Annotated in this window: 11 protein-coding genes, 1 tRNA gene and 1 pseudogene; 10 read left to right on the top strand and 3 right to left on the bottom strand. The window is 41.1% G+C overall.

What is annotated here, in order from left to right; translation table 11 throughout:
* Window positions 1-9 precede the first annotated feature (9 nt).
* The 9 genes from leuD (at window position 10) to ftsY (ending at window position 10024) form a co-directional block, all read left to right on the top strand.
* Entirely contained in the window at window positions 10-603 is a 594-nt protein-coding gene (gene leuD / locus K1I71_RS06710) for a 3-isopropylmalate dehydratase small subunit (protein ID WP_000410630.1), read from the top strand.
* Window positions 604-628: 25 nt separating this feature from the next.
* Window positions 629-1408, top strand: a complete 780-nt coding sequence (locus K1I71_RS06715) for an L-threonylcarbamoyladenylate synthase (protein WP_223330561.1) — start codon at window positions 629-631, stop codon at window positions 1406-1408.
* Between the two features lie 198 nt (window positions 1409-1606).
* A complete protein-coding gene (locus tag K1I71_RS06720) occupies window positions 1607-2593 on the top strand; it encodes a GMP reductase (RefSeq protein WP_033688898.1) in 987 nt (328 codons plus the stop codon).
* 66 nt (window positions 2594-2659) lie between these two features.
* Window positions 2660-2731 (top strand) — tRNA-Arg (locus K1I71_RS06725).
* Window positions 2732-2914: 183 nt separating this feature from the next.
* Entirely contained in the window at window positions 2915-3613 is a 699-nt protein-coding gene (rnc, locus tag K1I71_RS06730; protein ID WP_033677334.1) for a ribonuclease III, read from the top strand.
* Window positions 3604-7143 carry a chromosome segregation protein SMC gene (smc, locus tag K1I71_RS06735; RefSeq protein ID WP_223330562.1) on the top strand — a complete coding sequence of 1180 codons (3540 nt, stop codon included), beginning with the start codon at window positions 3604-3606 and terminating at the stop codon, window positions 7141-7143. The genes rnc and smc overlap by 10 nt, the downstream gene beginning before the upstream one ends.
* Window positions 7140-7934 carry a Cof-type HAD-IIB family hydrolase gene (locus K1I71_RS06740; protein ID WP_203212753.1) on the top strand — a complete coding sequence of 265 codons (795 nt, stop codon included), beginning with the start codon at window positions 7140-7142 and terminating at the stop codon, window positions 7932-7934. The genes smc and K1I71_RS06740 overlap by 4 nt, the downstream gene beginning before the upstream one ends.
* Entirely contained in the window at window positions 7934-8752 is an 819-nt protein-coding gene (locus K1I71_RS06745; protein ID WP_223330563.1) for a Cof-type HAD-IIB family hydrolase, read from the top strand. Before K1I71_RS06740 ends, K1I71_RS06745 begins: the two co-directional genes overlap by 1 nt.
* 3 nt (window positions 8753-8755) lie before the next feature.
* Window positions 8756-10024 (top strand): signal recognition particle-docking protein FtsY, encoded by a 1269-nt coding sequence (gene ftsY, locus K1I71_RS06750; RefSeq protein WP_223330564.1) that lies wholly within the window; start codon window positions 8756-8758, stop codon window positions 10022-10024.
* Window positions 10025-10066: 42 nt separating this feature from the next.
* Here ftsY and zwf read toward each other — a convergent pair whose 3' ends face one another.
* The 3 genes from zwf to K1I71_RS06765 form a co-directional block, all read right to left on the bottom strand.
* Window positions 10067-11554 (bottom strand): glucose-6-phosphate dehydrogenase, encoded by a 1488-nt coding sequence (gene zwf / locus K1I71_RS06755; RefSeq protein WP_223330565.1) that lies wholly within the window; start codon window positions 11552-11554, stop codon window positions 10067-10069.
* 150 nt (window positions 11555-11704) lie between these two features.
* Window positions 11705-12445 carry an amino acid ABC transporter ATP-binding protein gene (locus K1I71_RS06760; protein WP_223330566.1) on the bottom strand — a complete coding sequence of 247 codons (741 nt, stop codon included), beginning with the start codon at window positions 12443-12445 and terminating at the stop codon, window positions 11705-11707.
* Window positions 12445-14610 carry an ABC transporter substrate-binding protein/permease gene (locus tag K1I71_RS06765; RefSeq protein WP_223330567.1) on the bottom strand — a complete coding sequence of 722 codons (2166 nt, stop codon included), beginning with the start codon at window positions 14608-14610 and terminating at the stop codon, window positions 12445-12447. The genes K1I71_RS06760 and K1I71_RS06765 overlap by 1 nt, the downstream gene beginning before the upstream one ends.
* Before the next feature lie 172 nt (window positions 14611-14782).
* On the opposite strand from K1I71_RS06765, the pseudogene K1I71_RS06770 reads away from it, so the two are divergent.
* Window positions 14783-14902 (top strand): annotated as a pseudogene (locus tag K1I71_RS06770) (CPBP family intramembrane glutamic endopeptidase); the annotation flags it as partial.
* Window positions 14903-14974: the final 72 nt, after the last annotated feature.

Genomic DNA, 14974 nt, shown 5'->3' on the forward strand with positions numbered 1-14974 from the left:
GGAGAGGATATGGAGAAATTCACAGTTTATACGGGAACGACCGTTCCTCTCATGAATGATAACATCGATACCGACCAAATCCTTCCCAAGCAGTTTCTCAAGTTAATTGATAAAAAAGGCTTTGGTAAGTACCTCATGTATGCTTGGCGTTATCTAGACGACAAGTATACTGAGGACCCAGACTTTGTCTTTAACCGACCTGAATACCGCAAAGCAACTATTCTCATCTCAGGGGATAACTTTGGGGCAGGATCTTCGAGGGAGCACGCCGCTTGGGCTCTAGCGGACTATGGTTTTAAGGTTGTGATTGCGGGGTCTTTCGGTGATATTCATTACAATAATGAACTCAATAATGGCATGTTGCCTATTGTACAGCCTAGAGAGGTTCGAGAGAAACTAGCTCAGCTACAACCAAGTGACCAGGTAACTGTGGACTTGGAACAACAAAAAATCATCTCACCAGTTGGAGAATTCACTTTCGAAATCGATAGCGAATGGAAACATAAGCTCTTAAATGGTTTGGATGATATCGGTATTACTTTGCAGTATGAAGATTTGATTGCTGCTTATGAAAAACAACGACCAGCCTACTGGCAGGATTAGAAAAAATAGAAAAGGAAATAGAACTATGACAAAACACATTCAATGGAACGGAACACTTTCACAAGAAGGCTATGACATTTTAAAAGGTGAGGGCGGTTGTATTGTTTGCCCTACAAAAGTTGGTTACATCATCATGACTAGCGATAAGGCTGGTCTTGAACGTAAGTTTGAAGCCAAAGAACGTAACCGTAACAAACCAGGTGTGGTTCTCTGTGGTAGCATGGATGAACTTCGCACTTTAGCACAACTCAACCCAGAAATTGAAGCCTTTTACCAAAAACATTGGGACGAAGATATTCTCCTTGGCTGTATCCTTCCTTGGAAACCAGAAGCTTTTGAAAAACTCAAAGCATACGGTGATGGCCGAGAAGAACTTATGACAGACGTTCGTGGCACTAGCTGTTTTGTCATCAAGTTTGGTAAAGCTGGTGAACAGTTGGCTGCTAAACTTTGGGAAGAAGGTAAAATGGTCTATGCCTCATCAGCCAACCCATCTGGAAAAGGAAACCGTGGTAAAGTAGATGGTATTGGAGAACGTATCGAAGGGGCAGTGGACCTTGTCATTGAGGCAGATGACTACGTTGCTTCTATCCAGCCTGACAAAACGATTGAAACTCGCTATGAGCAAGGTGTGATGGTCTCTATGGTTGATAAAGACGGCAAACTCATCCCAGAACAAGGAGGAGCTCGTTCAACATCACCAGCACCAGTTGTAATCCGTAAAGGGCTTGACATTGATAAAATCATGATGCACCTGTCAGACACCTTTAACTCATGGGACTACCGTCAGGGGGAGTATTATTAGAATGTAGAGGAAGTGGGGAGAAAACAATTTCCCCTCTTTTTTCTATTTACGCAAGAAAAATCCGAACATTATATTTTAATTTATAAAATTATTTGACAAAATCTGTACTTTGATTTATAATTAATTAAGGAAACGTCGGAAAAGACGTAGTGATGCGAAAGCATAGGTAGGTCATTACAAAAGAAACGAGACATCGATATGTTAAATGAATTTCCAATTTTTGATTACGAAGATATTCAATTGATTCCAAATAAATGTGTGATTAAAAGCCGTGCAGAAGCGGATACAAGTGTCACTCTAGGAAATCATACCTTTAAACTACCTGTTGTACCAGCAAATATGCAGACGATTTTGGATGAAAATGTAGCAGAGCAACTAGCTAAAGGGGGCTACTTCTACATTATGCACCGTTTTGATGAGGAAGGACGCATTCCTTTTATTAAACGCATGCACGAGCAAGGTCTCATTGCTTCTATATCTGTCGGTGTTAAGGACTATGAGTATGATTTTGTTAGCCAGCTCAAGGCTGATGCTCCAGAATACATCACGATTGACATTGCTCATGGTCATGCAGATAGCGTGATTTCTATGATTCAACACATCAAGAAAGAATTGCCAGATACTTTTGTTATTGCTGGAAATGTGGGAACACCAGAAGCTGTACGTGAATTGGAAAATGCGGGTGCGGATGCTACTAAGGTTGGAATCGGTCCTGGTAAGGTTTGTATCACCAAGGTCAAGACTGGTTTTGGTACAGGTGGTTGGCAGTTGGCTGCTCTCCGTTGGTGTGCAAAGGCTGCTCGTAAACCGATTATTGCTGATGGAGGAATTCGTACTCATGGTGATATTGCCAAGTCTATCCGTTTCGGTGCCAGCATGGTCATGATTGGTTCTCTCTTTGCAGGACACATCGAAAGTCCAGGGAAAACGATTGAAGTCGATGGTGAACAGTTCAAAGAATACTACGGTTCAGCTTCTCAATACCAAAAAGGTGCTTATAAAAACGTGGAGGGCAAACGTATCTTGCTTCCTGCCAAAGGTCATCTGCAAGACACTTTAACTGAGATGGAACAAGACCTTCAAAGTGCTATTTCTTATGCAGGTGGACGTCAGGTTGCTGACCTTAAACACGTTGATTATGTTATCGTGAAAAACTCAATCTGGAATGGGGATGCTTCCCACTAAGACAGGCTATATGGCCAGAAAAAAACTTGTTATTAGAGCAAATTTCTGTTATAATAAAACAAGTTTCCACCCTTAGTGTAATGGATATCACGTAAGATTCCGGTTCTTGAGATGGGGGTTCGATTCCCTCAGGGTGGATGTAAACATCCTAAAAAAGCCTTTAATAGGGCTTTTTTCTTTACACAGCCCTAAATTGGCCCTTAAAACTGAAAATCTCTTTTTAAAGAATGCCCAAATGCTCTCCAGTCCCGTTTTAAAGTGACTCAGGGGGCTTTTTTTGATATAATAAAAAGGACTGTTATCAGTTAGAAAGAGGTTGGTATGAAAGAATTACAAACTGTACTAAAGAACCATTTTGCAATCGAATTTGCAGACAAAAATTTACTGGAAACTGCCTTTACTCATACGAGTTATGCCAATGAGCACCGCCTCTTAAAAATTTCACACAATGAACGCTTGGAATTTTTAGGAGACGCTGTTCTACAGTTATTGATTTCAGAATATCTGTATAAAAAATATCCTAAAAAGCCTGAGGGTGACTTGTCTAAACTCCGTGCCATGATTGTTCGCGAGGAGAGTTTAGCTGGTTTTGCGCGTGATTGCCAGTTTGATCAATTTATCAAGCTGGGTAAGGGGGAAGAGAAGTCTGGTGGACGAAATCGTGACACCATTCTTGGTGATGCCTTTGAAGCCTTTCTTGGTGCCCTCCTTTTGGACAAGGATGTGGCCAAGGTTAAGGCATTTATCTATCAAGTTATGATTCCTAAGGTTGAAGCAGGCGAATTTGAGATGATTACAGACTACAAAACCCATCTCCAAGAGTTACTTCAGGTCAATGGGGATGTTGCTATTCGTTATCAGGTGATTTCTGAAACGGGTCCTGCCCATGATAAGGTCTTTGATGTAGAGGTTCTTGTTGAAGGCAAAAGCATTGGTCAAGGTCAAGGTCGTTCTAAGAAATTAGCAGAGCAGGAAGCTGCCAAAAATGCCGTTGAGAAAGGGCTGGATTCATGTATTTAAAGGAAATCGAAATTCAGGGATTCAAGTCTTTTGCTGACAAGACTAAGGTCGTCTTTGATCAAGGTGTGACGGCAGTCGTTGGACCCAATGGATCTGGAAAGTCGAATATTACAGAAAGTCTGCGTTGGGCCTTGGGGGAGTCAAGTGTTAAAAGTCTCCGTGGAGGCAAGATGCCAGATGTCATCTTTGCTGGAACAGAAAGTCGCAAACCGCTCAATTATGCTTCTGTAGTTGTGACTCTGGATAATAATGATGGATTTATCAAGGATGCAGGTCAAGAAATCAGGGTAGAACGCCATATCTATCGTAGCGGAGATAGCGAATACAAGATTGATGGTAAGAAAGTCCGTCTGCGTGATATTCATGACCTCTTCTTGGATACTGGATTGGGACGCGATTCCTTCTCAATTATTTCTCAAGGGAAGGTTGAGGAGATTTTTAATTCTAAGCCTGAGGAACGCCGTGCCATTTTTGAAGAAGCTGCAGGAGTTTTGAAATACAAGACTCGTAGAAAAGAGACAGAGAGCAAATTGCAACAAACTCAGGATAATCTAGATCGTCTTGAAGACATTATCTACGAGTTGGATAATCAAATCAAGCCTCTTGAGAAGCAAGCTGAGAATGCTCGTAAGTTTTTAGACTTGGAAGGACAACGTAAGGCTATTTATTTAGACGTTCTGGTTGCTCAAATCAAGGAAAATAAGGCTGAACTAGACTCGACAGCAGAAGAGTTGGCACAGGTTCAGGAACTCTTAACTAGCTATTACCAAAAGCGTGAAAAATTAGAAGAAGAAAACCAAACTCTTAAAAAGCAACGCCAAGATTTACAAGCTGAAATGGCCAAAGACCAAGGCAGTTTGATGGATTTGACCAGTCTGATTAGTGATTTAGAGAGAAAATTAGCCCTATCGAAATTAGAATCTGAGCAAGTAGCCCTGAATCAACAGGAAGCACAAGCTCGTTTGGCTACTTTGGAGGATAAGAGAAATTTACTCAGCCAAGAAAAATCTGATAAAGAAAGCTCATTAACTCTGTTAGAGGAAAATCTAGTCCAAAATAATCAAAAACTCAATCGTTTAGAAGCTGAATTGCTAGCTTTTTCAGATGATCCTGATCAGATGATTGAACTCTTACGTGAACGCTTTGTAGCTCTTCTACAAGAAGAAGCTGATGTCTCAAACCAACTGACTCGCATCGAGAATGAGTTGGAAAATAGTCGTCAGCTTTCTCAAAAACAAGCAGATCAATTAGAAAAGCTGAAAGAACAGCTGACTACAGCTAAAAAGAAGGCCAGTCAGCAAAGGAATGAGCTTGAAACTGCCAAGGCGCAGGTTCAGAAATTATTGGCTGACTACCAAGCTATTGCCAAGGAGCAAGAGGATCAGAAATCTTCCTATCAGGCTCAACAAAATCAACTCTTTGACCGTCTGGATAATCTCAAAAACAAGCAGGCTAGAGCCCAAAGTCTGGAAAACATCCTGAGAAATCATAGTAACTTTTATGCAGGTGTTAAGAGTGTTCTCCAAGAGAAAGATCGTCTAGGTGGAATAATTGGGGCAGTTAGTGAGCATCTGACCTTTGATGTGCATTATCAAATTGCCCTAGAGATTGCGCTTGGAGCCAGCAGTCAGCATATCATCGTGGAAGATGAAAACGCGGCAACCAAGGCGATTGATTTCCTTAAACGAAACAGGGCTGGTCGTGCAACCTTCCTTCCGTTGACAACGATCAAGGCGCGTACGATTTCTAGTCAGAATCAAGATGCTATTGCTGCAAGCCCAGGTTTCCTTGGGATGGCAGATGAGTTGGTGACATTCGACACTAGACTGGAAGCTATTTTTAAGAATTTGCTAGCTACGACGGCTATTTTTGATACCGTGGAACATGCGCGTGCAGCAGCTCGTCACGTTCGTTATCAGGTTCGTATGGTAACATTGGACGGAACAGAATTGCGCACAGGTGGTTCCTATGCAGGTGGTGCTAATCGCCAGAATAACAGTATTTTCATCAAGCCAGAGCTGGAGCAATTGCAAAAAGAAATTGCTAAAGAAGAAGCAAGCTTGCGTACAGATGAAGCGAGTTTGAAGAACTTGCAAGATGAGATGGCTAGATTGACAGAAAGATTAGAAGCAATCAAATCTCAGGGTGAGCAGGCTCGTATTCAGGAGCAGGGCTTGTCCCTCGCTTATCAGCAGACCAGTCAGCAAGTTGATGAACTGGAAACTCTTTGGAAACTCCAAGAAGAGGAATTAAATCGTCTTTCTGAGGGAGATTGGCAAGCGGATAAGGAAAAATGCCAAGAGCGCCTTACTACAATCGCCAGTGACAAGCAAAATCTGGAAGCTGAGATTGAAGAGATTAAGTCTAACAAAAATGCCATCCAAGAACGCTATCAGAACTTGCAGGAAGAGGTAGCGCAAGCTCGTTTGCTTAAGACAGAACTGCAAGGGCAAAAACGTTATGAAGTGGTTGATATTGAGCGTTTAGGCAAGGAATTGGACAATTTGGATATCGAGCAAGAGGAAATCCAGCGCCTTCTTCAAGAAAAGGTTGACAATCTTGAGAAAGTTGATACGGATTTGCTCAGTCAACAGGCCGAAGAAGCCAAAATGCAGAAAACAAACCTCCAACAAGGTTTGATTCGCAAGCAGTTTGAGTTGGATGATATTGAAGGGCAACTGGATGATATTGCTAGTCATTTGGATCAGGCTCGCCAGCAGAATGAAGAGTGGATTCGCAAGCAAACACGTGCTGAAGCCAAGAAAGAAAAGGTCAGCGAGCGCTTGCGCCATCTACAAAGTCAATTAACAGACCAATATCAGATTAGCTATACTGAAGCTTTAGAAAATGCGCATGAGTTGGAAAATCTCAATCTGGCAGAGCAAGAGGTGCAGGACTTAGAGAAGGCTATTCGCTCACTGGGTCCTGTCAATTTGGATGCTATTGACCAGTACGAAGAAGTTCACAGCCGTCTGGATTTCTTGAATAGCCAGCGAGATGATATTTTATCAGCGAAAAGTCTGCTTCTTGAAACCATCACAGAGATGAATGATGAGGTCAAGGAACGATTTAAATCCACCTTTGAAGCTATTTGTGAGTCCTTTAAAGTGACATTCAAGCAGATGTTTGGTGGAGGTCAGGCGGACTTGATATTGACTGAGGGCGACCTTTTAACAGCTGGTGTGGAGATTTCTGTTCAACCTCCAGGTAAGAAAATCCAGTCGCTTAACCTCATGAGTGGTGGTGAAAAAGCTCTGTCAGCTCTAGCTTTGCTTTTCTCCATTATTCGTGTCAAGACCATTCCTTTTGTCATCTTGGATGAGGTGGAAGCTGCGCTGGATGAAGCCAATGTTAAACGTTTCGGGGATTACCTCAATCGATTTGATAAGGACAGCCAGTTTATCGTCGTAACCCACCGTAAGGGAACCATGGCGGCAGCCGATTCTATCTATGGAGTGACCATGCAAGAGTCAGGTGTCTCAAAAATTGTTTCGGTGAAGTTAAAAGATTTAGAAAGTATTGAAGGATGACAATTAAACTAGTAGCAACGGATATGGACGGAACCTTCCTAGATGAGAATGGACGCTTTGATATGGACCGCCTCAAGTCTCTCTTGGTTTCCTACAAGGAAAAAGGGATTTACTTTGCGGTGGCTTCGGGGCGCGGATTTTTATCTCTAGAAAAATTATTTGCTGATGTTCGTGATGACATTATTTTTATCGCAGAAAATGGCAGTTTGGTCGAATATCAAGGTCAGGACTTGTATGAAGCGACCATGTCTCGTGAGTTTTATCTATCAACTTTTGAAAGGCTGAAAACTTCACCTTATGTAGATATCAATAAACTGCTCTTGACAGGAAAAAAGGGAGCTTATGTTCTAGATACGGTTGATGAGACCTATTTAAAAGTGAGTCAGCACTATAATGAAAATATCCAAAAAGTAGCGAGTCTGGAAGATATTAAAGATGACATTTTCAAATTTACAACCAACTTCACAGAAGAAACGCTGGAAGCTGGTGAAGCTTGGGTAAACGAACATGTTCCTGGTGTTAAGGCCATGACAACTGGCTTTGAATCCATTGATATTGTTCTGGACTATGTCGATAAGGGTGTGGCCATTGTTGAATTAGCTAAAAAACTTGGTATCACAATGGATCAGGTTATGGCTTTTGGAGACAATCTAAATGACTTGCATATGATACAGGTTGTGGGACATCCTGTAGCTCCTGAAAATGCACGACCTGAAATTTTAGAATTAGCAGAGACAGTGATTGGTCACCATAAGGACCAGTCGGTTATAGCTTATATGGAGGGCTTATAATGGCAGATATAAAATTGATTGCATTGGACTTGGACGGGACCTTGCTGACTACTGATAAAAGGCTGACGGATCGCACCAAGGCAACCTTGAAAGCTGCGCGTGATCGTGGTATTAAGGTCGTATTGACAACTGGTCGTCCCTTAAAAGCTATGGATTTCTTTCTCCATGAGCTAGGGACTGACGGCCAAAAAGATGAGTATACTATTACTTTTAATGGTGGTTTGGTTCAGAAAAATACGGGTGAAATCCTTGATAAGACAGTCTTTTCATATGATGATGTGGCACGCTTGTATGAGGAAACAGAGAAATTATCACTGCCTCTTGATGCCATCTCAGAAGGAACTGTTTATCAAATCCAATCGGACCAAGAAAGTCTTTATGCCAAATTCAATCCAGCTTTGACCTTTGTTCCAGTGGACTTTGAAGATCTATCTAGTCAAATGACTTACAATAAATGCGTGACTGCCTTTGCTCAAGAACCCTTGGATGCAACCATTCAGAAGATTTCTCCAGAATTGTTTGACCAATATGAAATCTTTAAATCACGTGAAATGTTGCTAGAGTGGTCACCAAAGAATGTTCATAAAGCAACAGGCTTGGCAAAACTAATCAGTCATCTTGAAATTGACCAAAGCCAAGTTATGGCCTGTGGTGACGAGGCTAATGACCTCTCTATGATTGAATGGGCAGGGCTCGGTGTTGCCATGCAAAATGCTGTTCCTGAAGTCAAGGCAGTCGCAAATGTGGTAACTCCTATGACCAATGATGAAGAGGCTGTCGCCTGGGCTATCGAAGAATATGTGCTAAAGGAGAACTAAGATATGGGATTATTTGACCGCCTATTCGGAAAAAAAGAAGAACCTAAAATCGAAGAAGTTGTAAAAGAAGCTCTGGAAAATCTTGATTTGTCTGAAGATACAGAAGCTGAGGAAGTTTCTCAAGAAGTAGCAGAAGTTGCTGAAGAATCTTTGCTAGAAGAAGAGGATAATCAAGACACATTTGAAGAAAGTCTGAATTCAGAGCCAGCTGTAGAGGTTTTTCAAGAAGAAATAGAAGAATTACCAAACTCAGAAGAAGTCTCAGAGGAAGAAAATCCTGAGTTCATAGAAGCTGAAGAAGAAAATAGCATTGAAGATCTTGAAGCAGAAACGTCTCAAGCAGAAGAAACTGTTCAGGAAAAATATGACCGTAGTCTTAAGAAAACTCGTACAGGCTTCGGAGCTCGCTTGAACGCCTTCTTTGCTAATTTCCGCTCTGTTGACGAAGAATTTTTCGAGGAATTGGAAGAACTGCTGATTATGAGTGACGTTGGTGTCCAAGTCGCTTCTAACTTAACGGAGGAGCTACGCTACGAAGCCAAGCTTGAAAACGCCAAGAAACCTGAGGCACTTCGCCGTGTCATCATTGAGAAATTGGTTGAACTTTATGAAAAAGGTGGCAACTACGATGAAAGAATCCACTTCCAAGATGGCTTGACAGTCATGCTCTTTGTTGGTGTTAATGGTGTTGGGAAAACAACTTCTATCGGAAAATTGGCCCATCGCTATAAACATGCAGGAAAGAAGGTTATGTTGGTTGCGGCAGATACATTCCGTGCAGGGGCGGTAGCCCAGCTTGCTGAATGGGGCCGTCGTGTGGACGTTCCAGTTGTGACTGGATCTGAAAAAGCTGACCCAGCCAGTGTGGTCTTTGATGGCATGGAACGTGCTGTAGCTGAAGGTATCGATATTCTCATGATTGATACTGCTGGTCGTCTGCAAAACAAGGACAACCTCATGGCTGAGTTGGAGAAGATTGGTCGCATCATCAAACGTGTTGTGCCAGAAGCACCCCATGAAACTTTCTTAGCCCTTGATGCATCAACAGGTCAAAACGCTCTTGTACAGGCCAAAGAATTTTCAAAAATCACTCCTTTAACAGGAATTGTCTTGACTAAGATTGATGGAACTGCTAGAGGTGGTGTGGTTCTAGCCATCCGAGAAGAACTCAATATTCCTGTAAAATTGATTGGTTTTGGTGAAAAAATCGATGATATTGGAGAGTTTAACTCAGAAAACTTTATGAAGGGTCTCTTGGAAGGCTTAATCTAATCAGAAGTAAAAATCCTGCAAGACAATCTTGCAGGAAATTTTTTATTCTAGTCTACCATCTTGACGATAGGCGATATCTGGTTGCCAAGTCCATTTGGCATCGAATTTTTCAAGTAAGTCAAAGCTTGCTTGAGGTCCCATGCTTCCAGCTTTATAGTCATGAAGTGGGGCACCATTTTCAGCCCAGAGCTCTTCGATACGGTCAATCAACTTCCATGACGCACCAACTTCATCCCAGTGGCTAAAGTTAGTTGAGTTGTTATTTAAGACATCATAAATCAATTTCTCGTATGGTTCTGGAGAAGCACCAGTTGCGGTCGCATCTGTACGGTAATCAAGTGAGTTCGGAGCTAAGTTAAATTCTTCTCCTACTTGCTTTCCATTTAGACTGAGAGAGAAACCTTCTGTTGGTTGGATATAGATGGTCAAAATATTTGGAGCAAGTGGTTCTCCAAAGATAGAGTCCATTTGTTTAAAGACGATGTTGACATGAGTTCCTTTTTCAGTCAGACGTTTACCAGTACGGAAGAAGAAAGGAACACCACGGAAGCGATCGCTGTCTACAAAGAAGGCACCAGATGCAAAGGTTTCAGTTGTTGATTCTGGATTAACATTTGGCTCGCTACGATAAGAGATGTATTTCATGCCATCAATCTTACCAGAACGGTATTGACCACGGATAAAGTATTCTTTAAGCTCTTCATCTGTTGGATGATAGAGGTTTTTAAAGACCTTAATCTTTTCAGCACGAATCTCGTCTTTTGTGAAGCTGGCTGGCTTGTCCATGGCAAGCAGAGAAAGCAGTTGCAAAGTATGGTTTTGTACCATGTCACGGAGGGCACCAGATTGGTCATAGTAGCCACCACGCTCTTCTACACCCAAGCGCTCTGCAAAGGTAATTTGAACATTATCGATAAAATCCTTGTTCCAAACATTTTCAAAAATCAGGTTTGCAAAACGAACTGCAAAGATACTTTGGATCATTTCCTTACCAAGATAATGGTCAATACGGAAAATTTGTTCTTCGTCAAATGTTGCTAGGAGTTCGTCATTCAACTTACTTGCAGTTGCATAGTCTGTTCCAAATGGTTTTTCAACGATTAAACGTTCAAAACCTTTACCGTCTACAATGTTTTCAGACTTAAGGTGTTTAGCAATAGTTCCAAAGAATTGAGGAGCCATTGATAAGAAGAAGAGCTTGTTGTGTCCAGCTTGGTACTTGTCATTTAATTCAGCCTGCAATTGACGCAAAGCAATGTAGTGTTCTGTATCATTGACATCATGACTCTGATAGTAGAAGTGACTAGCGAACTCCTGAGCTTGTTCGGTACTATCTGCCAAATCAAGGATGGATTCGACTACAACAGATTCAAAATATTCCTTGCTCCAAGGACGACGAGCAGTTCCAATGACTGCAAAGTGCTCGGAAAGATTGCCGGATTTATATAGTCTAAAAAGGGAAGGGTAGAGCTTGCGTTTAGCCAGGTCTCCACTCGCACCGAAAATTGTAACAATAACCTTAGATGACATCTAGCTACCTAATTTCTATTTTTATTCCTAGTCTTGCTAGGTATGAGGAAACCTCATTTCATAAACTTAATTCTAACATAATTTTCCGAAAAATCAAAAAATCCAATACGAGAAAGAAAAAAACTGCAAGGAAATCCTTACAGTTTGCGTTTAAACGTTTAAGACCTTGTCCAAGAACTCTTTCAGACGTGGGTGTTGCGGGTTATCAAAGATTTGATCAGGTGTTCCGTCTTCAAGGAATTCGCCATCAGCAGTAAAGATAACGCGGTTGGCAACTTGACGGGCAAATCCCATCTCATGGGTTACGATAATCATGGTCATACCTTGCTCAGCCAATTCCTTCATAACGTTTAGTACGTCTCCGACCATCTCAGGGTCAAGTGCAGAAGTTGGTTCATCAAAGAGCATGATGTCTGGATTCATTGCTAGTCCACGAGCGATGGCTACACGTTGTTTTTGACCACCTGATAGGCTATCTGGGTTTGCATTAGCTTTATCTGCTAGCCCAACCTTCTCAAGCAACTCCATTCCCAATTTCTCAGCTTCTTCCTTAGTCATCAACTTGTGCTCAATAGGAGCAAAGGTGATGTTCTCCAAAACAGACATATGTGGGAAGAGGTTGAAGTGTTGGAACACCATTCCGATATTTTCACGGACGTGGTCAACGTTGGTTGTTTTTTCAGTTAAGTCATAGCCGTTCACAGTGATGTGACCACTCGTAACTTCTTCTAGAAGATTAAGGCTACGAAGGAAGGTTGATTTACCAGAACCTGAAGGACCGATGATACAAACAACATCTCCTTCATAGAACTTAGTCGTAATTCCTTTTAGGACTTCATTTTTTCCATAGTGCTTGTGTAAATCATTTACATCAATTTTTAATTTTGCCATTAACGAATCCTCTTTTCTAAGCGTTTCGCTAGTCTAGTCAAAAGTGTGATAATTACAAGATAGAAGATAGCAAGGATTGCATACATCTTGAAACTTTGGTAGTTACGGGCAATTATAATCTTACCAGTTTGGAAGAGTTCAACCAAACCGATAGCAGATACGATGGTTGTATCTTTAAGAGCGATAACGAATTGGTTAACAAAGTTTGGCAACATCAATTTAGTTGCTTGTGGCAGGATAATCTTACGCATGGTTTTGCCATAAGAGATACCCAAGCTTCGGCTGGCTTCCATTTGACCAACTGGGACGGCTTGAATACCACCACGAACGATTTCAGCGATATAAGCCGCTGCATTGAGCGATAGGGCAATAGTACCAGCTACGAAATCGTTAATTGGACTTTGTTGGCCTGTGATAGACTCGATGAAGTTTGGAATTCCCCAGAAGATGAAGGCTGCAAGAATCATCAATGGAATACCACGGATAACGTCAACGAAAATCTCAGAGATCACACGAAGAGATTTGTATGGGCTAACGCTAAACATACCGAAGATAATCCCGATAACAATGGCAATAGCAAATGAGATAAGAGCTAGAGCAAGAGTGATACCAAGCCCGCTAAGGAGTTGTTTGTAGTTATTTTGAAGCAAGCCCCAGATAGTTGTCTCATCAACAGTGCTTGTTGAAGCAGATGAAGATTCGCTAGCTAGGTATTTATCAAGAATCTTTTGGAATTCTCCGTTTGTTTTAAGGTTTGCAAGTCCGTTGTTGAACATTTCAATCAATTCTGGATTTGCTCCTTTTTTAACGGCAAAGGCTGTTTCACCGATTGGAGTTCCAGCGATTGGGGTTTTCAATTTTTGACCTTGGCTGATAGAATATTTGAGGACAGGCTCATCATCCATAACCGCATCGATTGCCCCAGTATTTAAACTGTCATACATTGAAGAACCATCAGCGAAGGTTTTGATTTTGTAACCGTATTTGCTTTGATTTTCTGTTAGGAAGGTTTGAGAGGCAGTTCCGTTTTTAACACCAACTGTCTTTCCTTTTAAATCTTCATAAGAAGCAATGGTGCTTGATTCTTTGACACCAAGGATTGTATTAGCAGTGTAGTATGATTCTGAGAAGTCAAAAGTTGCCTTACGAGCATCTGTGACAGACATACCAGCAATGATACCATCAGCTTGTCCAGCTTGAACAGCACTGATAGCGGCATCGAAACCAGGGTTGGTGATTTCAATTTCAAAACCTTGATCTTTAGCGATTGCCTTAATCAAGTCCATATCAATACCAGTAAATTGGTTACTTGAGTTTTGGAACACAAAAGGTGCAAAAGAAGAATCACTGGCAATGATGTATTTAGCTTTAACAGGAGTTGCTTTTAGACCAGCTGCAGTCGTTGTGGTTGGTACTGCTGAAGAAGATGATGCAGTCCATTTCTTGATGATTTTATCAAGACTACCATCTTTTTTCATTTCAGCCAAGGCTTGGTTAAATTCAGTAACCAGGTGCTCGTATTTGCTTCCTTTTTTAACACCGAAAGCAAAACTTCCTACAGCTTCACCATCCATTTCAATATGGAGGTCTTGACCTTGGTTAATTGCATACTCGATAACAGGTTTGTCATCCATCATAGCATCGATAGCACCAGCAGCCAAGCTGTTGTTCATCAAATCACCAGTATCAAATGTTTTAATGCTAAAGCCGTATTTGTCCTTAATACTTTCAAGGAAACGTTGAGCGGCTGTTCCGTTTTTAACACCAACAGTTTTACCTTTTAATTGGTCGTACTGACTAATCTTGTGTGCCTTTGTAGTTGCAATGACAACTTTTGTATCATAGTAAGTATCAGACATGGTGAAAACTTTTTCACGTTCTGTAGTTTTTGTCATTCCTGCCATGATTGCGTCAGCTTGACCAGCTTGAACCGCATTGACCGCTGCATCAAATCCAGGATAGGACATCTGAATATTCCATCCTTTAATCTCAGCGACTTTGTTGATAATGTCAACATCAATTCCTTTATAAGTTTGATCTGAATCTTTAAACTCAAAAGGTGCATAGGCTGTGTCAGATACAATCTTAATCGTTTCTGCTTTCGCAATACCTAATGAGAAAATTGGGAATAAAATTAGCAAAAATGCTAGAAATTTTTTCTTCATTTTTAGTCTCCTTTTCCGAATATTTTCCCATTATATCAGAAAAAACAAAAAAATGCAAATCTAGGGACTTTTATGTTAGAAGATATAACATAAAAACCTTTGTTTCTTTATTGAACTGCTACTACAAAGTGCTATAATAATAGTATATAATAGAAGAAAAGAGGACGGAGATGTGAAGAACAAAAGAATTTTTAAAGACTTCCAAACTTCTAAAATGAGTTTAAACATTTACACAAGCCCCTTGTTAGCTTTTGTTTTTGTCTTCATAGGAGAGTTTGTGGCTTATACTTTAGGGCACCTCTAAAAACTCCACTCTTATCACAAAAGAAAAAATCAACTGTATGTGTCTCATTTAGTTGGCACA

Source organism: Streptococcus mitis (genome assembly GCF_019929545.1).
In the GTDB taxonomy this organism is placed as follows: domain Bacteria; phylum Bacillota; class Bacilli; order Lactobacillales; family Streptococcaceae; genus Streptococcus; species Streptococcus mitis_BU.

What these genes read in the sequence shown, in the direction of transcription:
- K1I71_RS06715 (WP_223330561.1), top strand. Translation starts at nt 629, where the DNA reads ATGACAAAACACATTCAATGGAACGGAACACTTTCACAAGAAGGCTAT.
- K1I71_RS06745 (WP_223330563.1), top strand. Translation starts at nt 7,934, where the DNA reads ATGGCAGATATAAAATTGATTGCATTGGACTTGGACGGGACCTTGCTG.
- K1I71_RS06720 (WP_033688898.1), top strand. Translation starts at nt 1,607, where the DNA reads ATGTTAAATGAATTTCCAATTTTTGATTACGAAGATATTCAATTGATT.
- leuD (WP_000410630.1), top strand. Translation starts at nt 10, where the DNA reads ATGGAGAAATTCACAGTTTATACGGGAACGACCGTTCCTCTCATGAAT.
- zwf (WP_223330565.1), bottom strand. Translation starts at nt 11,554, where the DNA reads ATGTCATCTAAGGTTATTGTTACAATTTTCGGTGCGAGTGGAGACCTG.
- K1I71_RS06740 (WP_203212753.1), top strand. Translation starts at nt 7,140, where the DNA reads ATGACAATTAAACTAGTAGCAACGGATATGGACGGAACCTTCCTAGAT.
- rnc (WP_033677334.1), top strand. Translation starts at nt 2,915, where the DNA reads ATGAAAGAATTACAAACTGTACTAAAGAACCATTTTGCAATCGAATTT.
- K1I71_RS06760 (WP_223330566.1), bottom strand. Translation starts at nt 12,445, where the DNA reads ATGGCAAAATTAAAAATTGATGTAAATGATTTACACAAGCACTATGGA.
- K1I71_RS06765 (WP_223330567.1), bottom strand. Translation starts at nt 14,610, where the DNA reads ATGAAGAAAAAATTTCTAGCATTTTTGCTAATTTTATTCCCAATTTTC.
- ftsY (WP_223330564.1), top strand. Translation starts at nt 8,756, where the DNA reads ATGGGATTATTTGACCGCCTATTCGGAAAAAAAGAAGAACCTAAAATC.
- smc (WP_223330562.1), top strand. Translation starts at nt 3,604, where the DNA reads ATGTATTTAAAGGAAATCGAAATTCAGGGATTCAAGTCTTTTGCTGAC.